30 protein-coding genes are annotated in these 25,782 nt (G+C 68.8%); 18 read left to right on the top strand and 12 right to left on the bottom strand.

Features of this window, described 5'->3' with window-relative positions; genetic code table 11:
- Positions 1 to 103 precede the first annotated feature (103 nt).
- Positions 104 to 1,708: a molybdopterin-dependent oxidoreductase gene (locus Q0D75_RS01465; RefSeq protein ID WP_291048533.1), complete on the top strand. Its 1,605-nt coding sequence runs from the start codon at positions 104 to 106 to the stop codon at positions 1,706 to 1,708.
- 47 nt (positions 1,709 to 1,755) lie between these two features.
- Here the strand turns inward: Q0D75_RS01465 and Q0D75_RS01460 are convergent, their stop codons facing one another.
- The 3 genes from Q0D75_RS01460 to Q0D75_RS01450 are packed head-to-tail and all read right to left on the bottom strand — an operon-like array spanning position 1,756 to position 4,948.
- Entirely contained in the window at positions 1,756 to 3,651 is a 1,896-nt protein-coding gene (locus tag Q0D75_RS01460; protein ID WP_291048530.1) for a YhgE/Pip domain-containing protein, read from the bottom strand.
- Entirely contained in the window at positions 3,648 to 4,292 is a 645-nt protein-coding gene (locus Q0D75_RS01455) for a hypothetical protein (RefSeq protein WP_291048528.1), read from the bottom strand. Before Q0D75_RS01455 ends, Q0D75_RS01460 begins: the two co-directional genes overlap by 4 nt.
- Positions 4,289 to 4,948, bottom strand: coding sequence for a TetR/AcrR family transcriptional regulator (locus Q0D75_RS01450; RefSeq protein WP_291048526.1), 660 nt, complete (start codon positions 4,946 to 4,948; stop codon positions 4,289 to 4,291). The genes Q0D75_RS01455 and Q0D75_RS01450 overlap by 4 nt, the downstream gene beginning before the upstream one ends.
- A gap of 176 nt (positions 4,949 to 5,124) precedes the next feature.
- Here Q0D75_RS01450 and Q0D75_RS01445 point away from each other — a divergent pair, with 176 nt between their 5' ends.
- The gene (locus Q0D75_RS01445) at positions 5,125 to 5,298 is read left to right on the top strand and encodes a CsbD family protein (RefSeq protein ID WP_291048524.1); all 174 of its coding nucleotides are present in this window, start codon (positions 5,125 to 5,127) and stop codon (positions 5,296 to 5,298) included.
- A 146-nt stretch (positions 5,299 to 5,444) separates the two neighbouring features.
- Positions 5,445 to 5,708 (top strand): GlsB/YeaQ/YmgE family stress response membrane protein, encoded by a 264-nt coding sequence (locus tag Q0D75_RS01440; RefSeq protein ID WP_291048522.1) that lies wholly within the window; start codon positions 5,445 to 5,447, stop codon positions 5,706 to 5,708.
- A 185-nt stretch (positions 5,709 to 5,893) separates the two neighbouring features.
- On the opposite strand, the gene Q0D75_RS01435 is transcribed toward Q0D75_RS01440, so the two are convergent.
- Positions 5,894 to 6,604, bottom strand: a complete 711-nt coding sequence (locus Q0D75_RS01435; RefSeq protein WP_291048519.1) for an SDR family oxidoreductase — start codon at positions 6,602 to 6,604, stop codon at positions 5,894 to 5,896.
- Positions 6,605 to 6,719: 115 nt separating this feature from the next.
- Between Q0D75_RS01435 and Q0D75_RS01430 the strand changes: the two genes are divergently transcribed.
- Positions 6,720 to 9,773 (top strand): DUF2207 domain-containing protein, encoded by a 3,054-nt coding sequence (locus Q0D75_RS01430; RefSeq protein WP_291048516.1) that lies wholly within the window; start codon positions 6,720 to 6,722, stop codon positions 9,771 to 9,773.
- Between the two features lie 110 nt (positions 9,774 to 9,883).
- Positions 9,884 to 10,411 (top strand): universal stress protein, encoded by a 528-nt coding sequence (locus Q0D75_RS01425; protein ID WP_291048514.1) that lies wholly within the window; start codon positions 9,884 to 9,886, stop codon positions 10,409 to 10,411.
- A gap of 13 nt (positions 10,412 to 10,424) precedes the next feature.
- Here the strand turns inward: Q0D75_RS01425 and Q0D75_RS01420 are convergent, their stop codons facing one another.
- Positions 10,425 to 10,784, bottom strand: coding sequence for a DUF1003 domain-containing protein (locus tag Q0D75_RS01420; RefSeq protein WP_366513393.1), 360 nt, complete (start codon positions 10,782 to 10,784; stop codon positions 10,425 to 10,427).
- Here Q0D75_RS01420 and Q0D75_RS01415 point away from each other — a divergent pair.
- The gene (locus Q0D75_RS01415) at positions 10,753 to 12,729 is read left to right on the top strand and encodes a GAF domain-containing protein (RefSeq protein WP_291048510.1); all 1,977 of its coding nucleotides are present in this window, start codon (positions 10,753 to 10,755) and stop codon (positions 12,727 to 12,729) included. The genes Q0D75_RS01420 and Q0D75_RS01415 overlap by 32 nt on opposite strands.
- On the top strand, positions 12,726 to 13,361 hold the full coding sequence (locus Q0D75_RS01410; protein WP_291048509.1) for a response regulator transcription factor: 636 nt from the start codon (positions 12,726 to 12,728) through the stop codon (positions 13,359 to 13,361). Before Q0D75_RS01415 ends, Q0D75_RS01410 begins: the two co-directional genes overlap by 4 nt.
- Here Q0D75_RS01410 and Q0D75_RS01405 read toward each other — a convergent pair.
- Entirely contained in the window at positions 13,358 to 13,819 is a 462-nt protein-coding gene (locus Q0D75_RS01405) for a hypothetical protein (RefSeq protein WP_291048507.1), read from the bottom strand. The genes Q0D75_RS01410 and Q0D75_RS01405 overlap by 4 nt on opposite strands.
- On the bottom strand, positions 13,816 to 14,715 hold the full coding sequence (locus Q0D75_RS01400; RefSeq protein ID WP_291048505.1) for a universal stress protein: 900 nt from the start codon (positions 14,713 to 14,715) through the stop codon (positions 13,816 to 13,818). The genes Q0D75_RS01405 and Q0D75_RS01400 overlap by 4 nt, the downstream gene beginning before the upstream one ends.
- 168 nt (positions 14,716 to 14,883) lie before the next feature.
- Between Q0D75_RS01400 and Q0D75_RS01395 the strand changes: the two genes are divergently transcribed.
- The 8 genes from Q0D75_RS01395 to Q0D75_RS01360 all read left to right on the top strand — a co-directional run bounded on the left by Q0D75_RS01395 (position 14,884) and on the right by Q0D75_RS01360 (position 19,647).
- Positions 14,884 to 15,570, top strand: a complete 687-nt coding sequence (locus tag Q0D75_RS01395) for a BON domain-containing protein (protein ID WP_291048503.1) — start codon at positions 14,884 to 14,886, stop codon at positions 15,568 to 15,570.
- A 38-nt stretch (positions 15,571 to 15,608) separates the two neighbouring features.
- Positions 15,609 to 16,157: a hypothetical protein gene (locus Q0D75_RS01390; protein ID WP_291048501.1), complete on the top strand. Its 549-nt coding sequence runs from the start codon at positions 15,609 to 15,611 to the stop codon at positions 16,155 to 16,157.
- The gene (locus Q0D75_RS01385; protein ID WP_291048499.1) at positions 16,154 to 16,735 is read left to right on the top strand and encodes a flavodoxin domain-containing protein; all 582 of its coding nucleotides are present in this window, start codon (positions 16,154 to 16,156) and stop codon (positions 16,733 to 16,735) included. The genes Q0D75_RS01390 and Q0D75_RS01385 overlap by 4 nt, the downstream gene beginning before the upstream one ends.
- Before the next feature lie 156 nt (positions 16,736 to 16,891).
- Positions 16,892 to 17,314, top strand: a complete 423-nt coding sequence (locus Q0D75_RS01380; protein WP_291048497.1) for a pyridoxamine 5'-phosphate oxidase family protein — start codon at positions 16,892 to 16,894, stop codon at positions 17,312 to 17,314.
- Positions 17,315 to 17,334: 20 nt separating this feature from the next.
- Positions 17,335 to 17,817, top strand: a complete 483-nt coding sequence (locus Q0D75_RS01375; protein WP_291048495.1) for a BON domain-containing protein — start codon at positions 17,335 to 17,337, stop codon at positions 17,815 to 17,817.
- Positions 17,814 to 18,269 carry a pyridoxamine 5'-phosphate oxidase family protein gene (locus Q0D75_RS01370; RefSeq protein ID WP_291048493.1) on the top strand — a complete coding sequence of 152 codons (456 nt, stop codon included), beginning with the start codon at positions 17,814 to 17,816 and terminating at the stop codon, positions 18,267 to 18,269. Before Q0D75_RS01375 ends, Q0D75_RS01370 begins: the two co-directional genes overlap by 4 nt.
- The gene (locus Q0D75_RS01365) at positions 18,269 to 18,961 is read left to right on the top strand and encodes a BON domain-containing protein (protein ID WP_291048491.1); all 693 of its coding nucleotides are present in this window, start codon (positions 18,269 to 18,271) and stop codon (positions 18,959 to 18,961) included. The genes Q0D75_RS01370 and Q0D75_RS01365 overlap by 1 nt, the downstream gene beginning before the upstream one ends.
- A complete protein-coding gene (locus Q0D75_RS01360; RefSeq protein ID WP_291048489.1) occupies positions 18,958 to 19,647 on the top strand; it encodes a BON domain-containing protein in 690 nt (229 codons plus the stop codon). Before Q0D75_RS01365 ends, Q0D75_RS01360 begins: the two co-directional genes overlap by 4 nt.
- Here the strand turns inward: Q0D75_RS01360 and Q0D75_RS01355 are convergent.
- Positions 19,604 to 21,505 (bottom strand): heavy metal translocating P-type ATPase, encoded by a 1,902-nt coding sequence (locus Q0D75_RS01355; RefSeq protein WP_291048488.1) that lies wholly within the window; start codon positions 21,503 to 21,505, stop codon positions 19,604 to 19,606. The genes Q0D75_RS01360 and Q0D75_RS01355 overlap by 44 nt on opposite strands.
- A 115-nt stretch (positions 21,506 to 21,620) precedes the next feature.
- Here Q0D75_RS01355 and Q0D75_RS01350 point away from each other — a divergent pair, with 115 nt between their 5' ends.
- Together Q0D75_RS01350 and Q0D75_RS01345 are read left to right on the top strand one after the other, a co-directional pair.
- The gene (locus Q0D75_RS01350; RefSeq protein ID WP_291048487.1) at positions 21,621 to 22,304 is read left to right on the top strand and encodes a BON domain-containing protein; all 684 of its coding nucleotides are present in this window, start codon (positions 21,621 to 21,623) and stop codon (positions 22,302 to 22,304) included.
- Between the two features lie 157 nt (positions 22,305 to 22,461).
- A complete protein-coding gene (locus tag Q0D75_RS01345; protein ID WP_291048485.1) occupies positions 22,462 to 22,929 on the top strand; it encodes a DUF2269 family protein in 468 nt (155 codons plus the stop codon).
- Positions 22,930 to 23,060: 131 nt separating this feature from the next.
- Here the strand turns inward: Q0D75_RS01345 and Q0D75_RS01340 are convergent, their stop codons facing one another.
- From Q0D75_RS01340 to Q0D75_RS01330, 3 genes are read right to left on the bottom strand one after another with little or no spacing between them, the layout of a single operon-like run.
- The gene (locus Q0D75_RS01340) at positions 23,061 to 23,456 is read right to left on the bottom strand and encodes a DUF1345 domain-containing protein (protein WP_291048483.1); all 396 of its coding nucleotides are present in this window, start codon (positions 23,454 to 23,456) and stop codon (positions 23,061 to 23,063) included.
- A 60-nt stretch (positions 23,457 to 23,516) separates the two neighbouring features.
- Positions 23,517 to 23,627 (bottom strand): DUF805 domain-containing protein, encoded by a 111-nt coding sequence (locus tag Q0D75_RS01335; protein ID WP_291048660.1) that lies wholly within the window; start codon positions 23,625 to 23,627, stop codon positions 23,517 to 23,519.
- A gap of 15 nt (positions 23,628 to 23,642) precedes the next feature.
- Positions 23,643 to 24,554 carry a universal stress protein gene (locus tag Q0D75_RS01330; RefSeq protein ID WP_291048657.1) on the bottom strand — a complete coding sequence of 304 codons (912 nt, stop codon included), beginning with the start codon at positions 24,552 to 24,554 and terminating at the stop codon, positions 23,643 to 23,645.
- A gap of 149 nt (positions 24,555 to 24,703) precedes the next feature.
- On the opposite strand from Q0D75_RS01330, the gene Q0D75_RS01325 reads away from it, so the two are divergent.
- The gene (locus Q0D75_RS01325; protein ID WP_291048481.1) at positions 24,704 to 24,904 is read left to right on the top strand and encodes a hypothetical protein; all 201 of its coding nucleotides are present in this window, start codon (positions 24,704 to 24,706) and stop codon (positions 24,902 to 24,904) included.
- 432 nt (positions 24,905 to 25,336) lie between these two features.
- On the opposite strand, the gene Q0D75_RS01320 is transcribed toward Q0D75_RS01325, so the two are convergent.
- A complete protein-coding gene (locus Q0D75_RS01320; protein WP_291048478.1) occupies positions 25,337 to 25,762 on the bottom strand; it encodes a hypothetical protein in 426 nt (141 codons plus the stop codon).
- Positions 25,763 to 25,782: the final 20 nt, after the last annotated feature.

Raw genomic sequence — 25,782 nt, 5'->3', positions numbered from 1 at the left:
CCGCTTTTGCGGGCGACTTGCCACATCTTGTGTCAGGTCGCGGGAGGGGGCGGCGCGCTGGAACGCACGGCGACCGCTCAGCGCACGAACCTAGGATGTGCGGATGAGCGGCAGCCCGGATACGCAGACGCGGCCCGTCACCACGCGATCCGCGCCCCTCACCGTGTGGGCGGCCGTTTCCGGCGTAGTCGCCGCGGTGGTGGTGCTCGCGGTGGCCGAGGTCCTGGCGGTGTTCGTCGGGTCGGAGTCCAGCCCCCTCTTCGCCGTCGGCTCGTTCGTGATCGACCTCGCGCCTCCCGGCGTGAAAGACCTGGTCATCAGCCTGTTCGGCACCGGCGACAAAGTGGCCCTGCTCGTGCTTCTCGGCATCCTGGTGCTCGCCCTCGCCGCCCTGGCCGGCATCCTGGAGCTGAGGCGCCCGCCTGTCGGAACCGTTCTTCTCGTGCTGGTCTCCGGTATCGCCGTGCTCGCCGTCACCACCCGTAGCGGGGCGAGCGGCTTCTCGGCGCTGCCGACCGTGCTCGGCATGGTCGCGGGCGTTCTGGTGCTCCGGATGCTGCGCGCGAGACTGCGCACCTGGCAGCAGGATGCGGAGGGCAGCCCCGCGAATCCGGCACCGATGTCGACCCAGATCGGGCTCGATCGCCGCCGCTTCCTCGTGGCGGCCGGCGCGTTCGGCGTGGGTTCGGCGTTCGCCGGTCTGATCGCGCGCTCCATGAACGCCGCCGCCGGAGCGGTGAGCGCCGCCCGCGACGCGATCCTGCTGCCGGCTGCGACCACGCCGGTCCCCGCCGTCCCGTCCGGCGCCGACCTCGGCCTGGACGGCCTCACCCCCTACATCGTGCCGAACCCCGACTTCTACCGCATCGACACCGCCCTCCAGGTGCCGCAGGTCGACAGCGCGAGCTGGACGCTGACGATCACCGGCCAGGTCGAGAACGAGATCGAGATCACGTTCGACGACCTGCTCGCACTGCCCCTCGAAGAGCACCTCGTCACCCTCAGCTGCGTCTCGAACGAGGTCGGCGGCGACCTCATCGGCAACGCGCTCTGGCTGGGCTACCCCATCCGCGAGCTGCTGGCGCGCGCGAAGCCGCTGGCCGGCGCCGACATGGTGCTCTCGACGAGCGTCGACGGCTTCACGGCCGGAACCCCGCTCGACACGCTGCAGGATGCGGATCGCGTCGCGATCCTGGCCGTCGGCATGAACGGCGAGCCGCTGCCCGTGGAGCACGGCTTCCCGGTGCGGATGGTGGTGGCCGGGCTGTACGGCTACGTCTCGGCCACGAAGTGGGTGTCCGAGCTGAAGGTCACCACGTTCGCGGCCGACGAGGGCTACTGGACCCCGCGCGGCTGGTCGGCGCTCGGGCCCATCAAGACCGAGTCGCGCATCGACGTGCCGAGGCAGGGCGCCTCCGTCGCATCCGGAACCGTGCCCGTGGCCGGTGTGGCCTGGTCGCCGCACACCGGGATCGAGAAGGTCGAGGTGCGCGTCGACGAGGGCGAGTGGATGCCCGCCCGCCTCGCCGACACCGCCGGCGTCGACACCTGGGTGCAGTGGGTGCTCGACTGGGACGCTGCTCCGGGCCAGCACACCCTCGAGGTGCGCGCCACCGACGCCAGCGGCTACACCCAGACCTCCGACCAGGCGCCCCCCGCCCCCGACGGCGCCACGGGCTGGGCCCGCCGAGCGGTCACCGTCTCCTGAGATTCTCGGCACGATCCGCGCCTTAGCCATCTCTTCCGCTGAGAGGCTCAGCCGATGAGGGAGGGGCGCAGGTCGCGCAGGGTGCGGTGGCGGGTGAGGCGGCGGGCACCCAGGTAGCTGACGAGCAGGGCGCCGATCAGCCAGAAGACGAGGGCACCCGCATCCGCCCCCGCCAGGGAGAGGTTGCCGCCGTACATCAGCTGCCGGATGCCGTCGACCGCGTGACTCATCGGCAGCACCTGGTGCAGCACCTGCAGCGGCCCGGGCAGCGTCTGCCACGGGAACGTGCCTCCCGCGGTCACGAGTTGCAGCACCATCAGCACCAGCCCCAAGAACTGCCCCACGCTGCCCAGCAGGATGTTCAGCGCCAGGATGATCGACGCGAACGTGGCCGAGGTGAGCACCATGAACCCGATCATCCACCAGCCGTGCTGCACCTCGTAGCCGAGCGCCAGTGTGATGATGCCGAACACGGCCGCCATCTGGATTCCGCCCAGGATCGCGGGCGTCACCCAGCCGGCCGTCGTCACGAGCGCCGGCTTCTTCAGCGCCGTGACAGCGCGGCGGGAGAGCGGCTTCACGATCAGGAACAGTGCGTAGATGCCGATCCAGGCCGCGAGGCTGATGAAGAACGGGGCCATGCCCGCGCCGTAGTTGCTGGCCTTGGTGACCGCGCTGGTGTCGAGCTCGACCGGGTCGGAGATGGTGGTGGCCGCGGCCTCGCGCTGGTCGGCGGTCTGGTCGGGCACCTCCTCGAGGCCTGATGAGAGGCCGTCGCGCAGGGTCGTGGTTCCGGATGCGAGCTGGTTGACTCCGTCGGTGAGCGAGAGTGATCCCTCCGCCAGCTGGGTCAGGCCCGAGGAGAGCGCGGACGATCCGGATGCCGCACTCGCGATGCCGTTCGAGAGCGCCGGCGCCGCATCCGCCAGCTGCTGGGTGCCCGCCGCGAGCTGTGCGCTGCCGGCGGCGAGCTGCGCGATCTGCGCGTTGGTCTGCTGCACGGTGGTGTTGCCCTGGTCGATGGCGGTGCCGACCTTGTCGAGCTCGGCCAGCACGGCCGCCTTCTGCTCGGGCGTCAGCGTGGAGTCGTCCAGCAGCGCCACGATGTCGGCGCGGGCCGCCGGAACCTGGCTGGCGGCATCCTGAACGGCCGTCGCGACCTCGTTCGCCTTCGTCGACAGCTGGGCGTTGCCGGCCGCGATCTGCTGCGCGCCGTCGTTCAGCTGCGCGGTCTGCGCGGGGAGGTCGGCCGAGCCGGCGGCGAGCTGCTGCAGGCCGTCGTTCAGCTGCAGGGCGCCGACGTTCGCGGAGCCCGCCCCTTCGGCGAGTTGCAGGGCTCCGGATGCCGCGGAGGAGGATCCGTCGGCCAGCTGCCCGGCCCCGTCCACCGCGTCGGTGAGGTTCGAGCGCACGGTGGCGAAGCCGTCGAGCAGCTGCAGCGCGGCCTCCTTGCCCACGCGCTCGGTGATGGAGGCGCGCACCTTCTCGGCCACCTGGCCGGCGATCGTGGTGGCGAGGAAGCTGTTCGTGTCGTTCGTGGTGAGGGTGACGACCGCCTGTTGAGGCGCGTTTCCGCTGGCCGAGGTGAGCGCCTTCGAGAAGTCGGCACCGAGGCTCAGGATGAAGTCGAACTCGCCGTCGCGCACTCCTTCCTCGGCCTCGGCCGCTGTGACGACGTGCCAGCCGACCGAGGCGTCTTTCAGCAGCTGCTCCTGCACGTCCTGGCCGTAGTTGACGGGCTTGCCGTCGAGGGTGCTTCCGGTGTCTTCGACCACGAGCGCGACCGGCACGTCTTTGAGGTTGCCGTAGGGGTCGTTGTTGGCCCAGAGGTAGAGGCCGGCGTAGAGCACGGGGACGAGCATCAGGGCTACCAGGGCCAGTTTGGCCATGCTGGTGGCGGTGAGGCGTTTGAGCTCGGTTCGTACCAGGGTGAGGATCTTCACTTCGAGGGCTCCTCAGGGGTGTCTTCGGTGTCGGCGGGGGTGATTTCGGGCAGGAGGGGGCGGACGATCTCGGCGGAGGGGGCACCGCAGACCACGGCCACGGCGAAGTCGCGGGCGGCTAGGTCGGTGGCGACCGCGAGCCAGTCTCGGGGGTCGCCGCCGTGGCGGTCGGGGGAGGTGATGACGAGGGCCTCGACACCGCGGCGGAACGAGGCGAGCTCGGCGAGGAGGCGGAGGCGGATGGTCGGCGGGACGTCGTCGATGCGGGCCTTGGCGTAGGCGGTGGCGCCGGCGTCGGCGAGGGTCTGGGCGATGGTGGCGCGGGAGGTGGAGCGGCCGGCGTAGAGCAGCTCTTCGCGGATGACCGTGGTGAGGGGGAGGTCGGCGGCGGGGGCGCTCACCTCGGGGGCGTCGACGAGCGCGACGCGCTCGCGGAGGAGGGTGGGGTCGTCGGCGCCGTCGAGGGTGATGGTGCCGGCGTCGGGGCGCATCCGGCCGCTCAGGATGAGGGCCAGCACGACCGGGCGGTCGCCCACCTCGGCCTCGACGACGGTGACCCGGCCTGTCTCGTACGAGACGGTGGTGTCGGGGAGCGGGATGCCGTCGTGGCCCTTGGCGATGTTCGTGGCGACGATTCTCATCGGGGGTCCTTGTCGTTCGTGGGGCGCTGGGGCGGATCGGCGGGGAGGGCGTCGATGACGGCGGCGGCGTCCTGCCAGGAGAGACCGGCCACGGAGAGGCCCACGGCCATCACCAGGCGGCGGCCCTCGGCTTCGGAGAGCTCGGAGCGCACGGCCTCGTCGAGCACCGCGATGGCGGCATCCTCGATCAGGCGGGCGAGGCTCGGCTCGGGCACGTCGGCGCGGAAGAAGCCGGCCGCGATGCCGCCGGCGACCGCGTGGCGCACCGAAGCGCGCACCGGGGCGAGCGCATCCGCCACCGTCTTCTCCAGCGGGCCGTGGATGGCCAGCTGGGCGAGCACGCGCACCTGCTGCACCTCGGTCCAGAGGGCGGCGCCCACGAGGGCGAGATGGATGCGCGGATCGGGGTCGTGCACGCCGGCCAGCGCCGCCGAGATGCGGGCTCCGCCGCGCACCAGCAGTTCGGCCAGCAGCTCGTCGCGCGAGGCGAAGTGGCCGTAGATCGAGCGGCGGGACAAGCCCGCCTGCGTGGCCACGGCATCCAGCGACGCCTCCGGATCGGCGCGGAACACCACGCCCGCCGCAGCGAGGATGGCCTCCCGGTTCTCGAGGGCGTCTTTGCGCGCCGGGCGCGCGGTTCGAAGGGCTGTGGTCACGCACCCCATCGTACTAACTTGCACACCACCGTGCAACTTAATACGAATGTGTGACGAATCACCGACTCACCCCGTCTCACATGCATAAGCACCTCGATGGCACAGCGACCCGCAGACCTGGCCCGAACACCCCGATCGAGGTAAGACAGAGATCATCACCACGGAAGGAGCTCATCATGAGCGCAGCAGACAAGATCAAGAACGCCGCCGAGGACCTCGCCGGTAAGGCCAAGGAGGCCGTCGGCAAGGTCACCGACAACGACGAGCTCGTCGCCGAGGGCAAGGCCGACCAGGCCAAGTCCGACGTCAAGAGCGCCGGCGAGAACGTCAAGGACGCCTTCAAGCACTGACACCGGGCGCCAATCGCCCGCACCGACATCGAGCGTCGACCGCTCGCACTCACCTGCCGGGCATCAGCGTCGTGTGGCCGTCACCCCACGGTGGCGGCCACACTTCTGCCCGCACCATCCCCCTTCACGAAAAGAGACACGCACTCATGGGCTTCTTCGGATTCCTCCTGCTCGGCCTGATCGCCGGCGCCATCGCCAAACTCATCCTCCCCGGCAAGCAGGGCGGCGGCTGGTTCATCACGCTGCTGCTCGGCGTCGTCGGAGCGCTGCTCGGCGGGTTCCTCGGCGGCATCCTGTTCAACGCTCCGTTGCAGGACTTCTTCTCGATCCAGACCTGGCTGCTCGCCATCGGTGGATCCATCCTCGTGCTGCTGATCTACGGCCTCATCGTGGGTCGCCGCAAGGCCTGACCGTCACATGCAGAACGGGGCGTCCGGATCATCCGGGCGCCCCGTTCTGCATCTCCGTGCTTGTTCACGGCCTTGTTCCGCGCTCCGCTTGACGAGGTATCCCTGTCGGTTCACTCCAGCGAGTTTCAGAGCAAGCGTCGCCACTATGCACCAGGTCTCGTTGAGAGTCGCTGGGGTGAACCGTCTCAGAGCGGGTTCGTGCCGACCGTGAGGCCGCCGCAGACGTAGAGGGTCTGGCCGGTGACGAAGCCCGAGCGGGCGTCGAGGAAGAACCCGGCGGCGTTCGCGATGTCGGCGGGCTCGCCGAGGCGGCCGACCGGCACCGAGTCGACGATCGCCCTCGTGCGGGGGGAGTCGGCGGGGTTGGCCCGAAGAAAGAGCTCGGTGGCGATCGGGCCCGGGCCGATCGCGTTCACGGTGATGCCGGCGGGGGCGAGCTCCAGCGCCCAGACCCGCGTGAGCCCAATCAGGCCGGCCTTCGCGGCCGCGTAGGCGGTGCGGAGTTCCTTGCCGAGAGCCGCGCGGCTGGACATGTTCACGATGCGCCCGAACCCCGCATCCGTCATCCCGCCCACGACCGCCTGCGCGCACTGCACCGCGCAGCGCAGGTTGAGCGCGTGCGATTGGTCGAGCTGCGTGAGCGTCTGCTCCTGCAGGGAGGCGGGGAAGACCGCGCCCACGTTGTTCACGAGCCGCGTGATCGGGCCGCCCTCGAGCGCCTCGGCGAGGGCGCGGGCGGTGTCGGCGGTGTCGGCGAGGTCGGCCGTGATGGCGCGCCCCACTGCGGAGGCGTGCTGGTCGATCACCACGACGTCCCAGCCCTGCTCGGCGCCGTGCTCGGCGATCGCCCGCCCGATCCCGGATGCTCCGCCTGTCACCAGAAGACGCTCGGCCATGATCCACCCCTCCGCCGTCCGCTTCGTCGCGGACGCGCTCTGTCGCTGGTAGCAAGTGTCGCGCACGCGGCCGTGACCGGGGGCGGAGTGTCCCGTGATGGGGCAGACTCGATGCGTGACACCTGTCGACCCGAGAGACCCGGCGGGGCCGGAGGACCCTGACGAGCTGGACGGGCCTGACGAGCAGGACGAGCCGGAAGAGATGCCGGACCCGCAGACGCCGCCCGAGGATCGCATCCCCGACCCGGGGCCGCAGCACACCGCGCTCTGGGTGCTGCTCTCGCGCTGGCTGCTCGGGCTCGAGGCCTGGCTGCGTTCGCACGGTGGGCCCGGCCTGCGCTTCGGACTGCGTGCCTTCTGGGGGTTGGTGGCCCTGGCCGGTGTGGTGCTGCTGATCGGCCCCGTGATCAACAAGCCGCTCACGCTCGACGACATCACCGACTCCACCTCGAGCGTCTCCGACACCTGGATCGCCCGCCAGTTCACGGTCGACTACCGCGTCGAGCGCACTGCCGAGGGGCGGATGGACGTGCAGGTCGAGGAGAAGATCACGGCCCTGTTCCCGGAGGGCGACGACGAGTCGGGCATCCAGCGGGCCATCGCCACCAACTACCAGGGGCACGCGCTGAACCCCTCCGGCATCGAGGCGACGTTCGACGGCGAGCCGATCGAGGTGAGCCGCTCGGAGGACGCCGAGCAGCTGCTGCTGACGATGAACGCGGACGGCGCGGACGGCGGCACCGCCCTCCAGGGCGACCACGACATCGTGCTGCGGTACACCCTGCACGACCTCGCCTTCCCGTCCACCGACGAGGCGACCGGCCGCGAGGTCGACCTGCTGCGCTGGGACGTGTTCGGCCCGTCGTGGCCGCAGGGTCTCGCCGGTCTCGACGTCACGGTCACGATCCCGAAGGACGTCGACGACCAGCTCGTCCGCCAGCCCCGCGGCAGCCTCGCCTGGCTCATCATCGGCACGGGCGAGTGGCTCGATCCCGAACCGGTGGCGGTCACCGGGTCGCCGGATGACGTCTCCTACCGCTTCACGAACGAGCAGAACATCCCGCCGCACGCCAACGCCGGCTTCACGATGTCGTTCGAGCAGGGCACCTTCGTGATGCCCGAGCCGACACCCCTCTACTGGGTGCAGACCTTCGGGCCGCTGGCCCCGCTCGCGCTCCTGCTGCTCACGCTGCTGTTCGCCCTCGCCGCCCGGGCCGTGGCCTGGGGCGACGCGCGCGGCCGCCCGTGGTTCGTGGCGCAGTACGACCCCCCGAAGGGCGTATCGGCACGACTCGCGGCCCAGGTGCTGCGCCGGGAGCGCACCGCCGAGCTCGCCGCCGCGCTCGAAGACGCCCAGAAGGGCGGTGGTGGCGGCGGCAAGAGTCGCGAGAAACGACGCGGAAGGCTGATCGCGGCGGCGAAGGTCGCGCAGCGCGCCGGCCGGATCGGCGACCTGCCCCGGGCACTCACGCGGGCCGCGACGGCGCCCGAGCGTCGCCGGCAGCTGCAGGAGGGACTGCGGCGCATCCCGCGCGGCTTCGTGCGCGACTTCTTCATCGCCGCTCCGCTCGCCCTCACGATCGTGCAGTGGGGTCTGGTGCGGCAGTTGTCGTTCCAGGCGAAGCTGTCGGTGGTGTGGTGGCCGGTGGCGTTCGTGCTGCTGTCGAGCGCGATCTCGATCGTGATCATCGCGATAGCCCTCTCGGCGCGGCCGCTCACCCGCCGGGGCGCGCTGCTCAAGCAGCACCTGCGCGGCATCGACGTCTACGCCGAGCGCACGCGCCTGCTCGAGCGCGCCCGTTCGGGCGACCGCCTGCTGCCCTACGCGGTGCTGCTCGCGCCGCCGCGTGAGGCCGGCCGGCGGGTGGTGAGCCTGATCGAGGGCGAGCTCGGCGAGGTGGGCGCTTCGCGCTCGTGGCGCACGCCGTCGTTCCTGACGATCCCGCGCATCCTGATCCGGCTGCTCTCGCTGCTGGTGGTGGCCGGTGCGATCGTGGCGGTGGCGACCCTGCCGAACCCCTTCCAGCGCTCGGTCGACTACCAGTCGTACTGGGGCGACATCTCGGGCACCCTGTACACGAAGGTGCAGGCCTTCGACGCCGTGGCCGTGCTCTCGCGCGACGACGAAGGGCGTGGCCGCCTCGACGTGACCGAGACCCTCACCGTCTCCTTCGACGCCGAGGAGGAGGGTTCGCAGGTTCCGCAGTTCGCGCAGCAGTGGCGCAACAGCCTCGACGGGCAGCCGCTGGGTCTCGCGGTGAGCGCGGTGACGATCGACGGTGACGACGTGCCGTACACGACGGCTCCGGATGCCGACACTCTCCTCATGACGACGCAGCTGCCGCGCGTGCTCAAGGGCTCGCACGACGTGCGGATCGAGTACTCGCTGGCGTCGCCCGTGGTGGCGGCCGAGGGCGCCTTCGGCGACGTGGTGGACCGGATGCGCTGGGCGGCGTTGCTGGAGGGGTGGGAGAACGACTCGGCCTGGGGCGACGATCCCGCGCCCTCACCGCTCACCATCGAGCTGCGGGTGCCCGACGCGCTCGCCGCCGAACAGACGGCCGGCGGCTGGATCACGCTCGACACCGACTCCTCCGAGCACCCGCGCGAGTGGGCGCCCTCGGTCATCCCCTTCGGGGAGTACGAGCCGAGCCCCGGCGCGACCATCGTCTCCGAGGAGTCGGAATCCACGGATGACGGGTTCACGACCTACGCCCTCGACCTGAAGGAGGACGGCGACTCGGGCTACCCCTTCGAGCTCACGGTCGACGACCTCGGCGCGAGCCTCGACTTCCCGGCGGGCACCTTCGTCGGCCCCGACGACGGCGCGCTGCAGGCCGCGCGGCTGAGCGCCGCGGTCCCGATCGCCTCGGTGCTGACCCTCGCGGGTGTGGCGGTGCTGCTGGGCCTCGCCGGAGCCGTGGCAGGCCTACGCCGCATTCCACGCGTCTTCGCGAAAGGCGCGTTCCGCGACCTCGTGCGCTGGCTCGCGCCGGCCACCGCGCTCGCCGCCGTCATCCTCTTCTTCTGGATGACCATCGACATGCCCGCCGACGAACCCTCGTTCGCCCCGCTCGGCCTCTCGGCCGTGGCGGCGGCCCTGGCCGCCACCCTCTCCCTCGTCTTCACGAGGGCGACGAGGGCTCAGGCGGCGCGGCGGCGGCCGTAGAGCGAGGACGATGGTCGCTGCTCTTCGATTCGCCCCCGATCCGGGCGTCGCGGCTCTGCGGATGGACTTTGGTCCACGCCCTCCGGTTCGGCCGTGGGGAGTCTAGTCACATGAGCGAATCACCTGTCACACTCTCTCACCCTGAAAGCGTTCAGCCGGATTTCGGGGAGTTCTCTCGCGTCGTGGTCGGCGTCGACGGTTCCGAATCATCCATCGCCGCGCTGCGCAAGGCGGAAAGCATCGCCGAAGCCTTCGACGCGCAGCTCGACGTGGTGTGCGTCTGGACCTACCCCATCTCGCGATACACGATGGTTCCGCCGGACTGGTACCCCGACCGGGACGCGGCACGGACCGTGCACGATGTCGCCGACGCCGTCTTCGGCGAGAGCAAGCCCGAACGTGTGCACCTGTCCATCGCCGAGGGATCAGCCGCACGCGTGCTGATCGACGAGAGCGACACCGCCGATCTGATCGTGACGGGGAGTCGGGGCCATGGAGGCTTCGCCGGGCTGCTGCTCGGCTCGGTGAGTGCGGAGATCGCGGCACACGCGCACTGCCCAGTGCTGATCGTGCATCCCCATGCCGGGGTGAAGACCGATCGGGCCGCCGCGAAGAAGAGCGAAGAGGCGAGCCGATGAGGGCGCTGTGACGTCACCGACCAGCCGACACCGGCGCGGGAAACGGCGGCAGTCCGGCCGGGTCGCGCGGTGTGCGGCCGGAGCTCAGCTCGGCCAGCAGAGCGAGCTGGGTGCGGTTGATCGCCATCAGCTCCTCGATCTCCTGCTTGGCGGCCACGTTGGTCTCGAAGTCGTGCTGGGCCAGCGCGGCAGCGATCGTGTCCTGCCTTTTCGCCGCGATGAGCAGGATGGCGCCCTGCAGGCCGGCCAGCATGCTGAGGAACAGGTTCAGCAGGATGAAGGGGTACGGGTCCCACGCGCTGTCGAGGGAGTTCAGCACGAACCAGATCAGCATCAGGGCGATGAAGACGGTGACGAAGGGCCAGCTGCCCATCCCGTTCCGCAGGCGGTCGGCGGCGCGTTCGCCCGCGGTCAGATTCTCGCGCGCACGGGTGTGCCAGTTGGTCAGCGGTCGTTTCATACTGTCGACTCTTGCGTCTCCCACGCGGCGTCGATGGGGCTTTGGTCCATCGGTGACTGACCACCGAATGCCGCGGGCCGTAGTAGTGGGGGCCCCGGCGTGGTACTTTCGCGCTGAGGCTGCAGGAGGCCCTGTGACGGATCCGATCTCATTCCCCGATCTTCCCCGCTCCGAACTGGACCGCTCCATCGAGGAGCTCATCGCCCGCGCCAACGAGGTCAAGCAGTCACAAGGGCGGCTCCGCGCACTGCTCCGGGCGACACAGGCGGTCGTCGAGGACATCGACCTGAGTATCGTCCTGCGACGTATCGTCGAAGCCGCCGTCGAACTTGTCGACGCCGAATACGGCGCCCTCGGCGTCATCGCGCCGGACGGGCACGGACTGGAAGCCTTCATCCACGTCGGCATGGATGAGGATGCCGTGGACCGGATCGGGCACCTGCCGGAGGGGCACGGTCTGCTCGGCGCGGTGATCGCCACCCCTCAGTCGATACGGCTCGAGCACATCCGGTCTGACCCGCGCTCGTCTGGTCTTCCGGCCGGCCATCCGCAGATGGACGGCTTCCTCGGCGTGCCGATCCGGGTACGGGGCGCGGTATACGGCAACCTCTACCTCACCAATCCGCGCCGGGGTGGCTTCTCCGACGAGGACGAGCAACTCGTCCGCGCCCTCGCAGCGACCGCCGCATCCGCCATCGACCATGCCCGCGTCCTCGTCGAAGCGCGCACCAGAGAACGGTGGATGACCTCCTCGGCCGAAATCGCGGTCGCGCTAGCCGACACCGACATCGACCGGGCCTACGCGACCCTCGCCGATGAACTGATCGGTCGATCCGACTCACAACTCCTGACGATCCTCGTGCCCGGCCATCACCCCGGGACCGTCCATGTCGCCGCTGCGCGAGGCGAGGGCTCCGACGCTCTGGCCGGCGCCGACATCCCCGCGGCGATCACGCTCGCCACCGACGTGCTCACCTCCGGAGCTTCGGTCATCGCGCCCCCCGTGCACACGGGTGCCGCGCGGGATGCCGACCCGTTCGCCATCACCCGGGGCGAGGCGACCGGCCCGGCGATCTACATCGCACTGACCGACGGCACGACGGTCTGGGGGGTACTCGTCACCGCCCGCGCGCCCGGCCAACCCGGCTTCACCCCGACCGATCTCGAGGTCGGCATCGACCTGGGCGAGCGCATCAGCGTGGCCCTCGCGCTGGCTCGCGCCCGCGCAGACCAGCAGCGCGTGGTCGTTCTCGAGGACCGCGGACGCATCGCACGCGATCTGCACGATCACGTCATCCAAGACCTCTTCGGCACCGGTCTGGAGCTGCAGAGCCTCGCCCCGACCCTCGCCGGAAGCGATCGCACACGTCTCGACGAGGCCGTGACAAGGATCGACCGGGTCATCGCGCAGATCCGGAAAATCGTCTTCGCTCTCACCCCGCCGGCGGACAGCAAGCTGGCGACCGTGCGGCACCGGGTGCTCGACATCTCCGCCGATGCCTCCAAGGCGCTGCCCAGCCCCGTCAACGTGAGCTTCGCGGGCCCGGTCGACCTCTTCGTCACCGGTGCCCTCGCCGACGAGGTGACCGCCGTCGTGCGCGAGCTTCTGAGCAACGTCGTGAAGCACTCCGGTGCCGCCGATGTGGAGGTGACCCTCACGGTCGATGCCACGGACATCCGTGTCGACGTGAATGACGATGGAATCGGAATACCTCCTGATCCGCACCGCAGCGGACTGGCGAACCTGACTGCCCGAGCCGCGTCGCTGAACGGGGCGATGGATGTCACCTCGTCGGCGAACGGCACCCGCATCCGATGGCATGTCCCGCTTGCTGACGACGAGAGCGAGTCACAATGATTCGGGTGGCGCTGGTCGATGACCATGAGATCGTGCGGCGAGGAGTCGCCGACCTTCTCGAGGCCACTCCCGGCATCGAGGTCGTGGCCGAGGCGGGAACGGTCGCTCAGGGCCTAGCCCGGATCAGCGCGACCCAACCCGATGTCGCCCTGCTCGACATGCGACTGCCCGACGGAAACGGCATCGACCTCTGCCGCGAGCTGCGGTCGCGGTCGGACGGCATCCGCTGCATCATCCTCACCGCCTACGACGACGACGACGCGGTCGTCGCCGCGGTCGTCGCCGGCGCCTCGGGCTACCTGCTGAAGGATGTGCGGGGACCGAGCCTGGTCGACGCCGTCACCGCGGTCGCCGCGGGCCGTTCGCTCCTGCACGCCGCGGCGTCGCGGAAGGTCTCGGAGCGGGTGCGGTCGGAGTCGCGGGACGATCCACGGTTCGGCTCCCTCAACATCCGAGAACGGCAGATCCTCGGACTGATCACCGACGGGCTGACCAACCGGCAGATCGGGGAGCGGCTCGGGCTCAAGGAGAAGACGGTGAAGAACTACGCCTCGAACATGCTGCGCAAGCTCGGACTCGAACGCCGCACCCAGGCGGCGGTTCTCGGTTCTGAGCACCGTGACGAACTCTAGGTCGAGCCGACGTCCGCCGGAGAACGGTCGACGACGGGTCGATCCTCCGCTCTCAGGATTCCGGAGGCGCTGACGACCAGGCCGATCTCGGCGAGGCCGGCAAGGAAGTAGACGAGCTGCAGCGGGCTGAACGGGATGATGATCATCTGCACGAAGATCCAGATCAGAATCGTGTACGCCGCCATCGCGGTCACGGCCGGAGCCAACGCGGGGCGCCGCACGAGCACGGCCAGAGCAGTGAGCTGTGCACCGCCGACCACCACGGCCAGCAGCAGGCCAGGCACGAGATACGAGGAGAACGGGCTGCCCTCGAGATACGACGGGGCCGGAACGAGCAGGCCGCTCTGATCGCCACTGATCTCGCCGACGACGAGTGCGGCTCCTCCCGCGATCGCGGTGATGCCCACGAAGCCGAGCAGCAGGCCCGTCAGAGCCCGGTTCCATCGCGAGGGGATCATGACACGGCCGTCCGTTCCTCGGACGCCGACGCACGCCTCGGCGTCGCCATCGCGGTCGGCACGATGATGGCGGGCACGTCGAGGTTGAGCAGGAGATCGCGGCTGACCGAGCCGAGGAACAGGCGTCGGAACATCGACCGTGCGCGGGTGCCGACCACGACGAGTGCGGGCAAGGGGTCGGCACCGAGGATGCAGTGCGCCGGGGTGCCGTGCACCGCGTGCCCGGTGACGTCGAGCGAGGGATGGCGGCCGCGGAGGACGCCGACGACGTCGTCGAGGAGCTGCTGATGGGGCTCGGCGAGGAATGCGACGAACTCCTCATCGAGAGGCGCGGTGTCGAGCCAGATGTTCGGCGCCATCCAGGCATGGACGACGTGCAGGGCCTGACCGGTGGCGAGAGCTTCGGCGGCGGCGATCTCGGCGACGTCCAAGCATTCGTCGGTGTCGTCGACACCGACGACGATTCCGCGGCGCTGCTCGCGCACGTCGATCGGGATCACCGCGACCGGCCCGGCCGCGTGCGTGGCGACGCGCACACCCGCGGACCAGCCCACGGCGGCGTGCACGGAGCCTCGGGTGGTCTCGCCTACGACGAGCAGCGCATCCGGACCGGTCAGTGCGATCAGCGCCGGTACAACATCTCCCGTGAGCACTTTGGTTCGGACATCTACCCCGTGCACGGCCTCGCGCACTCGGCCGGCTGCCGTTCCGAGGAGTGTTCGGGCGCGTTCGAACCGGTCAGGTCCGAGGGTCTTGCCGGGAACCAGCGTGGTCTGCTCGACGACGTGCACGAGCAGAACGGGATCCTTGACCCAGTGAGCCCGACCGATCGCCCACTCGAGGGCAGCGTCTCCGGCCGTGCCGTTGTCCACGGCGACGATGGTGCGATCGGTCATGAGCGTGTTCCTCTCGGGGTGGCCCGCGTGCACTGGTGAATGACCTTCAGAGTGCTACCCCACCGCAGGGGGAGAACGGACCAAGGTCCCACGGACCACCGTCCTACCGCAGAGATCGGATGGACCTTGGTCACTCCCGGGTCGAAGTCGCCGGAACAGGATCGGGACATGTCCACCTCACCTGTTCTCACGCCCACCGACCGAGGACTCCAGCAGTCCGTCATCGACGAACTCGACTGGACACCAGGGGTGCACCCCGCGACCATCGGAGTCGCTGTCATCGGCGGCGTCGTCACCCTGGCAGGTGAGGTCGCGTCGCTCCCCGAGAAGATCGCCGCCGAGAAGGCCGCACTCCGGGTCGAGGGGGTGCGCACCGTGGCGAACGAACTCACCGTGCACGGCACCGTCGAAGCATCCGCGAGCGACGAGGAGATTGCCCGCCGCGTCAACGACGTCCTGGCCTGGACCACCACCCTGCCCAGCGGAGCCGTGACCGCGACCGTCCACGACGGCGCCGTGATTCTCACGGGCACCGTGGAGTGGGAGTACCAGCGCCGAGCTGCCCGCAAGGCTGTGCAGAACGTGGAGTTCGTGCGGCTGGTCGACAACCGGATCGTCCTGACCCGCCGCGTCTCTGCCGTCGATGCCGGAGAACGGATCCGAAACGCCCTCCGCAGGGATGCCCTCATCGACGCCCGCAACATCACCGTCGCCGTCAGCGACACCACGGTTCGCCTCACCGGCACCGTGCGTTCCTACGAGGAACGGCGCGAAGCCGAACGCGCGGCCTGGAACTCACCTCACGTGCAGCACGTCGACAACCAGATCGACATCGATGCCCGGGGCGTGCGATGATCACGACATCGCCCGACCGCCACTGGCCTGGTGAGGGAGTGGACCTCGTCTACCCCGGTGACGTCGGTGTCATTGAGGGACGACTGCAGACGGAACCGGATGCGAAGGGCCTCGTCGTCATCGCCTACCCGACCGCGTACTCGCGGTTCGGCCGAAACGACGAGCTCCTCTGCGCCACAGCCCATGAACACGGATTCAGTACCCTCTCGGTCGATCTCCTCACCCCCGAGGAGACGACAGTCAGAACACAGGAGCTCCCCGCGCTCCTGGTGGAGCGTTTCGCGGCCGTGCTGACGGACTCCGACCGGCGCGGCCAGACCGGAATCTGCGTGTTCGCGATCGGTGAGGCCGCGACGGCCGCCATTCCTGCAGCTGACCACCACGAGGTCAAAGCGATCGCCACCTGCGCACTACCCGGAATCGTCAGCGCGGGCGAATCGGAGATCGAGCGCACCGGGGCGCGCGTGCTGGAGTGCACTCCGACCCTCGACGCGCCACTGACATGGGATGACGTGGACCGGTCGATGCGCCGCGCGCTGGTCTGGTTCGACGCCGCCCTCACACCGCCTCAGCAGGTGCCATCATGAACGAGACGGCTGCACGCACCCGAGTCATCGTTCTCTACGAGTCCATGTTCGGGGCCACCCGACACGTCGCCGAGACAATCGCCGGCCGGCTCCGCCCGGTCGCCGACGTCACGATCATGAACAGCGTCGACGCAGGACCCGCCGACCTGGCGCAGGCCGACGTGATCGTCGCCGGAGGACCCACCCACGCGTTCGGGCTCAGCTCAGAGACGACGCGAGCCGAAGCCAAGAAGGTCGCCGAACGCAGCGACGGAGTATTGGTGTTCGACTGCCCCGACGTCACACGCGGTCTGCGGGAACTGTTGCGGGCGCTCCCGCGAGCGTCGAGACAGCAAAGCTTCGCCTCCTTCTCCACACGGAGCGGGAAAGCACCCCGGCTGTTCACCGGTTCGGCTGCCCGCCGCATCGACCGCGAGATGCGCGCCATGGGCTACCTGCCCCTCCTGCCCCCACGAGACTTCCTCATCGACAGCACGCACCGCCTGATCGACGGGCAACTGACCGACGCCGCCGACTGGGGCGCCCATCTCGCCGGCCAGCTCGATCTGCATCAAGAGAGCCGGCTCGGAGAACGATGACCCGACTATCGCTGCTCGAAGACCTCCCCGCGTTCGGGGACGATCGCCGCGTGATTCCGGTTCGCCGAACAGCAGACTCGTGGCGCGTGGGACCAAAGACCACTGGAGAAGACGCACCCGCCCGTTGACTAGAACCCACGAGGGAAGGGAACAGCAATGGGCGACACCATCGACGCCGTGCAGGTACTGAGCGAGCAGGAGTGCTGGCAGCGGCTGAGCGAGAATACGCTCGGGCGCCTCGTCGTGAACGCGGGTGGAGAGATCGACGTGTTCCCGGTGAACTACGTCGTCTCCGACGGCGTTCTCTACCTCCGCACCGCCCCGGGCACGAAACTGCTGGAGTTGACCATCCACCCTGACGTGGTGTTCGAGATCGACCACGTCGACGACCGTGCCGCCTACAGCGTCGTGGTGAAGGGCCCCGCCGAGGAACTGCAGCAGCAGAGCGAGATCGACACGGCCGACGCGCTGCCGCTCGTCCCGTTCCTTCCCACGCTCAAGTACCGGTGGGTGCGCATCCGCCCCGCCACGCTCAGCGGCCGCGCCTTCCAGCGCGGACCCGAACCCGACCGCTACTAAGTCCCCAGGCTGGAGACCCCATGACTCTCATCGACCGGATCGCCCCCACGCAGGCCGGCGGTCACGCAGTAGACGTCGAGATCCGCCGCGGAGCCGAGGGCATCCTGTCCTGGCTGCTCAGAAGCCCCGCCGACGACATCCGAATCCTCGTCGACCCCGACGGCCGTGTCGTGCTGGAGGGGACGCTGCAGCACGGGCACCAGCGTCGCATCATCGAACGACGCATGCTCGGCCTCGCCCACGTCGTCTCGGTCGACAACCGCATCCAGGTTCCCACGGACCCCTACCCCGAGGATCTGCGCGAGCAGCTTCTCGAGGCAGTGCGATCCGACGAGGTCATCGATCCGACACGGATCTACGTATCGACCATCGGAGCCACGGTGCACCTGGACGGGACGGTCCCCTCGCCCGAGCAGCGAGCCCTCGCCGGCCGGATCATCCTGCGGCATCCCGCCGTCCACGCCCTCCGTAACAACCTTCGAATCCTCAGGAGCCACCTATGAGCTGGACGACCCGCCCCCACGAGATCGACGCCGCCGACGTGGTCGAGACGCTCGATCAGGACGAGTGCTGGCGTCTGCTGGCCGCATCCACCTTCGGCCGTCTCGCTGTCACCGACGACGCCGGCGCCGACATCTTCCCCATCAATCACCTCGTGAACGACCACCTCCTCTACTTCAGGAGCGCCCCCGGAACGAAGATCGTCAGTCTCACCGAGAGGTCCGGAGTGGCGTTCGAGACCGACGGCACCGAGAACCGGCAGCGGTGGAGCGTCGTGCTGCGCGGCACCGCCCGACGCCTCGATGTCGACGCGGAGATCGAAGCGTCCGGAGTCGGTGCACTGCACACCTTCACTCGCTCGACCAAGTGGAACTACTTCGTCATCACTCCCCGAGCGCTCACCGGCGTGCGCTTCACCGCCGATCCGGATCGCCGCACCAGGACGGACCACTGATGACCATCACCGAGGCGGTCGGGCTCACCGACGCGCAGCTCAAGCAGCTCGTCGAGGACGAGCTTCGCTGGACACCCGGTGTGGATGCGCCGGCCATCGGTGTGGCCGTCACGAACGGCGCCGTCACGCTCACCGGTGAGGTGCCGTACTACTGGCACCGGCACACCGCCGCCAAGACGGTGCTGCGGATGCGTGGCGTGCAGGCCGTCGCCAACGAGATCACCGTGCGCGGCTCCCACGACACCCCCACCGACACCGAGATCGCCGCCGCGGTCGCCCGGGCCCTCAGCTGGTCCTCGCGCATCCCCACCGGCGAGATCGACGCCGAGGTACATGACGGCGGCGTCACCCTCACCGGCCAGGTCAGCTGGGACATCACCCGGCAGGGCGCCGAGCGCGAGGTCGCCGCCCTCAAGGGCGTGCGCTGGGTGGACAACCGCATCACCCTCGCCCCGCGCGCCTCAGCCGCCGACACCCGAAAGCGCATCACCGACGCTCTCGAACGCAATGCGCTGACCGACGCCGAGGCCATCCACATCGACGTCGACGGCACCACCGTCACCCTCACCGGGGAGGTGCGCAGCTACGACGCCAAGCATCAGGCCGAGCTCGCCGCCTGGCGCTCACCCCACATCACGCAGGTGCATGACGACCTCCTCATCCACACTCACGCCACGGAGGTGAAACCATGACCTACGTACAGGGGAAGGTGCCCACCGATACCGCGATCCAGCAGATGGTCGAGGACGAGCTCGCTTCGATACCGGGTCTGTGGTCGACCCAGATCGGCGTGAGCGTCGGCGGCCGGGTCGTCACCCTCAGCGGCGACGTCTCCACCCTCGAGCAGCTCAGCGCCGCCACCGCCGCCGCCCTCGGGGTGACCGGTGTGCAAGCTGTCGCCAGCGATCTCCAGATCCGGGCGCTGCACCACACGCCGACCGACACCGTGCTGGCCGAAGCGATCGTGCAGCGTCTGGCCTGGAACGCGTCCGTGCCTGATGGTGCCATCAGCGTGGTGGTGCATGAGGGCAACGTGATCCTCACCGGGGAGGTGCACTGGGACTTCCAGCGCCGGGTCGCCGAGAGCAGCATCCGGCGCATGCGCGGGGTGCGCTGGATCGACAACCGCATCACGCTCACTCCGCGCGAGCCGTCCCGGCGCATCCGCGAGCACATCCGCACGGCCCTGAGCCGCAGCGCGCTCACTCATGGTTGCCCGATCGACGTCGCCGTCGCAGACGGGGCCGTCACCCTCGCCGGCTTCGTGCCGTCGAACCAGGCCAAGCGTCACGCGGAGCACATCGCCTGGAACGAACCCCATGTCGTCGCGGTCGTCAACGAGCTCGAGATCGGCCACCGCGCCCACGAAGCGCCCTGAGCGCGTTCAGGATGCAGACGAGGTCCACCGCCTCCTGGATACCGGCGCCGACCGCGGCCGGGATCAGACCGAACGAAGCGACGATCATCAGCAGCACACTGAGCACGACCCCGATCCAGATGCTCTGCAGCGCGATCCGCACACTGTCCTGACCGATCGCGACCGCGTCCACGGTCTTCGACAGGTCATCGACGAGGATCACGACATCGGCGGAGTCGCTCGCCGCGGTCGCACCGCGCGCACCCATGGCGATGCCGACGTCGGCGGCGGCGAGCACCGGGGCATCGTTGACGCCGTCGCCCACCATCAAGACGGGCCGATCGGTCATGCCGGCCACGGCCGTGACCTTGTCGGCGGGCAGGCAGCCCGCCCGCACGTCCGTGATGCCGGCCAGTTCGGCGATCGACGATGCCGTCGCGTGGGCGTCGCCGGTGAGCATGACGATCCTGCGGGCGCCATGGCGTTGGAGCTCGATGATCGCCTCCCGCGCGTTCGGCCGCAACCGGTCGCGTGCGATGATCACCCCGGCGAAACGGTCGTCCACCGACACGTAGATCGCCAGCTCGCCGGCTTCCAGGGTGGGAGCGAGAGCCGTCGGCGCCCGCTCTTGGATGAAAGCCAGCTTTCCGACCCGCACGGCATCGCCACCGATCACGGCCATCACCCCCGCGGTGGCGACCTCTTGCGCGCGGTCGGCCGGCAGCAGGTCCAACCCTCTCTCGCGGGCGAGAGCGATGATCGAACCGGCGAGCACGTGGCTCGAGTATTCCTCCGCCGACGCGGCCAGCTGGAGGATGCGATCCTCGCCGAAGCCCCGTTCTCGTCGAACCCTGGTGACGGTCGGCCGCCCCTCGGTGAGGGTTCCGGTCTTGTCGAACACGACAGTGCGGATACGCGCGAGCCGTTCGAGCACGGCGCCGCCCTTCACGATCACCCCGGCTTTCGCGCTACGGCTCATCCCCGCCATGAACGCGATCGGTGCCGCGATGATGAGCGGACACGGGGTCGCCAGTACCAGCACCTCGGCGAAACGCACCGGGTCTCCCGACAGCACCCAGGCGATGACGCCGATCAGCAGCGCAATGCCCGTGAAAGGCAGCGCGAATCGATCTGCCAGCCGCACCACCGGGGCCGGATGCGCAGCGGCCTCGGTCACGAGCATCACGATGCTCTGATACTGGCTGTGCGCGGCATCCTGCGTTGCGACCATCTGAACCGCACTCGACCCGTTGACGGCCCCACTCAGCACCAGGTCACCACCGCGGTGTTCCACCGGGAGACTCTCGCCCGTCAGCGACGACTCATCGAAGTCACTCGGCACCGTCCCGTCGGCCAGCACCCCATCGACCGGGACGATCTCCGAGGGGCGCAGCAGCAGCAGGTCACCCGCGCCGACATCGTCGATCGAGACGTCGACGATGGTCTGGGCCGCGCCCATGGAGGTGACACGATGCGCGATCCGGGGCGCCCGATCCAGCAGCGCCTTCAGCTCGCGCTCGGCACGTGATTGCGCGAAATCCTCCAGCGCCTCGCCTCCGGTGAGCATCAGCACGATGATCAGCGCCGCCACGAACTCACCCACGAGCACGGTCGACACGATCGCGATCACCGCGAGCACATCCACACCGATCACTCCCTGCCGGAGCCGGCGGATCATCCGCACCAGCTCGAGGCCGGCGATACCCAACGCGTACACCGCGACCAGGCCCTGACCGACGATGGGAAGTCCGGTGAGAACCAGGATGCCCGCCGCTGCTCCGATTGCGACGGTCGCGGCGACGAGCGGATACCGCAGTCGCCTCACGGTGCGGCGCCATTCATCCGTGTCGTCATCGCGTGCCTCCGTCTGATGAACCATTCCCTGAACCACCATCGCGCCGCCTGCCGGTGGAGCAGATGTCTTTAGTCCCTTCCCGCGGCGCTGCAGGTCCGTAGCGTGCACAAGAAGCCGCAGTCACGATCCGGAGGACACCATGACAGTCACGACTCCCGCCCATGACACCGACCGCACCGTCCAGCAGGCGGTGATGGCCGAACTCGAGTACACCCCGAACCTCGAGGAGGCGCGGGCCGGCGTCGCCGTCTCAGATGGAGTTGTCGTCCTCGGGGGAGAGGTCGACACGCTCTCCGAGCGGTACATCGCGGTGAAGGCGGCGCAGAAGGTCGCGGGGGTCGTCAGCGTCGTCGACGAGATCCTCGTCGCCGGGGAGCCCGGGGTTCGGTTCAGCGACGTCGAGGTCGCCAAACGCATCACCTCGCTGCTGACCTGGCTCAACGAGCAGCCCTACGAGACCGTCAGGGCCGAGGTCACCGACGGCCGCGTCATCCTGACCGGCAACGTCGAGTACAACTACCAGCGCCGGGCCGCCGAGAAGCTCGTCAGCACCCTCGCACACGTCCACGCGGTCGAGAACCGGATCACGCTGCAGGCTCGCCCCTACCCGGCCGACTTTCAGGAGCAGCTGCTCGAAGCGCTCCGCCGACAGGGCTCTCTCGATGTCTCCCAGCTCAGCGTGCACGTCGAGGGGGGAGTGGTGCGCCTCGGCGGGATCGTCTCCACTGCTCAGCAGAAGCATGACGCCGAACAGGCCGTGTGGAAGCATCCCGCGGTCAGGGACGTCCACAACGACATCCGCGTCATCCCAGACCTGCAGTGACCGCCGGCTGAGGTGCGACTGCCTAATCGGACAGGCAGACTCGACCAGTAGATGTGACCGGGGAACCGGTACCATGCCCCGACTCTGGCGGCAGCAGAGGAGCGGGCGATGGTCCTTGGTCCCATCGACGGCGTATCGGGCTCAGTACGTTCGAGGCATGGAAACACTCATCTCGATTCTGCACGTGGTCGGCGCCGTCTTCATCGTCGGCCCCATGGCCATCCTCCCCATGTCGGCCCTGAGAGCGGCACGGTCGGGCAACGGCCACCAGGTCGCGACCCTCGCCCGGTCGACGGCCGTCTTCAGCTATCTGTCGCTGATCGTCTTCCTGCTCGGCTTCGCTCTCGTCGGCCTGGCCGACCCGAAGTACGACCTGTCGATCACGACGCCATGGGTGCTGGCCTCCATCGTGCTCTACCTGATCGCGGTCGCGGTCAGTCTCCTCGTGGTGGTGCCCGCGTTGAGACGAGCGGCGAAGGACGGCGACGCCAGTACCGCTGCCACCAGTGACGGTGGATCGGCTGGTACGGTCGCCGTTGCCGGCCGTTCGGCGATCACTGCCGGCTCGGGCGCGGTCGCCGTGCTGCTCGTCGTGGTTGTGATCCTGATGGTGTGGAAGCCCTGATTCCGCGCTGGTTCACCCTCGAGGCGGCAGCGGCGATGCTGGTGCGCGGTCGACTGCCGATCCTCGACGCAGTACACTCGCGCACCTGACGAAGAAGCTCCCGCACCTGACGAAGAAATTGAGGATGACAGTCAGCGGGCGAGGCTCGAGACCAAATTCACGGCGGATGCCAGCACGACGACACCGAACAGGAATGACAGCAGGGCGTGCCGGAGCGCCTCACGTCGCAGCGCCATGCTCGTCAGCGTGGTGAAACTGCGGGCACCAGTCGCTGATCGCGATTCGGCGAGCAGGAGCACAATCGAACCGATGCTGGCGACGCTGGCCAGGGTGACCAGTACCTGTGCGACGGGCTGGGTCGGGTCCTCGCGAGTGGCGTGGGTGGCCGTGTCGGCGGGACCAAGACGCAGAACGGATATCCATACCCAGATGACGAAGGTTCCTGCGGCGCCGATCCAGCCCAGCGCGGGCGCGAGCAACCACGACCACGTGCCGCGTCTCGTGGTGAGGTGGTTCGGGGAGATCATGGTGGTTCAGACCCCTGCTCGGTGCGATCTCGAAGGCTGCTTCGTCGTGGGCGTGTGGGGTCAGATGATCAGCACGATCAGCCCTACGATCGGCAGCAACAACCAGAACAACTCGGCCCACGACCGGTTGGCGTCTCGCAGCCGTCTCACGGTGACGGCGAGAGTCGGGATGAGGACGGCGATCGATCATCCGCCGATCAGTTCCTGGGTGCGATCCGACGCGACGGCGTCGGCCGATTCGCGTACCCGGTCGCTGACGATCACGACCGGCACGTCGAGGTTCAGGATCAGTTCGTGACTTGCAGAGCCGAGCACGAACCGGTTCACCGCGCTTCGGCTGCGGCAGCCCACGACCACCAGCTGCGGTAGGGGTGACGCGTCGAGCAGGGCGCGTACGGTCGAGCCGCGCACTGCTTCGGCCTTCACCACCAGACCCGGGCGGGCGCGCCTCACCGCTGCCGCCGCATCGTGCACGATCGCCTCGTGTTCTTCACCCAGCATGTCCAGGGTGAAGTCGTCGTAGACGTAGTCCGCCTGCCAGACCGGTGGCACCAGCCAGACATGGATGATATGCAGCGGCACCGACTGCAGTGACGCCTCTTCCGCGGCGAACAGTGCGGCGCGGGTTGAGGTCTCTGATCCGTCGACGCCGACGACGATGCCCGAGCGGGTACCGGTGACGTGACGGGGGATGATCGCGACCGGGCCCAGAGCGGTGGCCGCGAGTCGGGCGCCGATCGACCAGGTGAACCGGAAGTGCGGGTGGGTGCGCGCCTCGGTGCCGACCACGAGCAGGGTCGTCGGATCGGTGTACCGCCGCAACGTGTCGAGCGTATCACCGATCACCACCTGGCTGGACACTCGGGCGGCCGGCAGCTCGCGGGCGATCCGGGCCGCTTCCTCGGCCACAGCGGTCGACGCAGCATCGAACTCTTCCGCAGCAATGGTCGTGCCGGGGATGAGGCTGATCTCGTCGATCACCCGTACCAGCACGAGTTCCTGCCCTGCCGCCGCAAGGCGTGCGCGTTCGGTTGCCCACACCAGCGCGGTGCGACTCTCCACTGAGTCGTCCCAGGCGACCACTGTTCTCGTTGTCATGTGTTCCTCCAAGGTTGGCATCAGCATCCCTCGCCGCACTGGCCACGTTAGGGTCCAAGGTCCATTCCGATGGACCTTGGACCCTTGCCAGGCGACAACGCTGCGGTCGAATGACACTCCGGGAACCACTGGCAGAAGGAGCGAGCATCATGGGTAGTCGTGAACGAGCGGGCGTGGTCGTGCGGGACGGGCCTTGGGGATTCGTGTTCCTTCTCGCCTACATCGGAGCCGCGGTATACTTCATCTCCACCTCGGACGGCTCGTTCTGGGCGGTCATTCTCGGCCTGCTGCAAGCTGTCGTGTGGCCGGCATACGTCGTCTACCACGTACTGTTTCTGCTCGGCGTGTAGACAGGTCGAAACCTGATCAAGACATCGACGCGCGCGGACTACCGCAAGTCGATCTCCTTGTGCTTGGAGCTCCTACTCACAACCACCGGCTCAGCACTATCGAAAGCCGCACGCAGGCGGCACTCATTGCCCTCGATACGTTCGCTGGCGTGCAACTGGACCGCGGTGAGAGCGACTCGATCGGGATGCGGGAGTGGCTCAGCTCAGTGTCCATCCCCGCTGGAACCTGCCTGGCGGTCTTCGACACACGCATCCGCGGACCCCGGCTTCTCATCGGATCTGCCGGTCACAACATCGCGCGGATCCTGCACAGCGCCCATCTCGACCTGGTTGCCGAACCGATGAGCTTCTACGTCATGGAGAACCATCGTCTCGAACCCGGGCAGCGAAGCAGAGCCCGACAATGGGGGAATCAGCTCGCTAGCGGAGTTCTTACGCCCGCGCGGTGACGATCCGCTTCACGACGCCCAACTGTGCGAGGACGAGAACAAGTTGGATCGTTCCGGTCGCGAAGTAAAGCACCTGGAGCCAGGAGAGCCCGGCGATGATGCCTGTCTCGACGAAGATCCAGATAGTCATGCCGAAACCCGCGACGGCAGCCCAGGCCAGTGACGATCCCGAGCGCCGGAGAAGCAGCACTGCGGCGACCGTCTGAGTGCCGCCGACGATGATCACCAGAATGATCCCGGGCCAGAAGAAGGAATCGAAGGGACTGCTCTCGAGCAAGGATTGCGGCATCCGCAGCCAGCCAGTGAGGATGGCAGCACCGCCGGTGAGGGCCGAGAGTGCGTTGAAGATCGTGACGACGAGAAGCGCGCCGCGAGCAAACCGCGTGGTCGCCGGAGCAGTCGAATTCACAGTGGACCTCTTGTCCTGGT

The organism is Herbiconiux sp. (assembly GCF_023264855.1).
Lineage (GTDB): Bacteria > Actinomycetota > Actinomycetes > Actinomycetales > Microbacteriaceae > Herbiconiux.
Note: the sequence above shows the minus strand (reverse complement) of the source record. Positions and strands in the feature narration are given on the sequence as shown.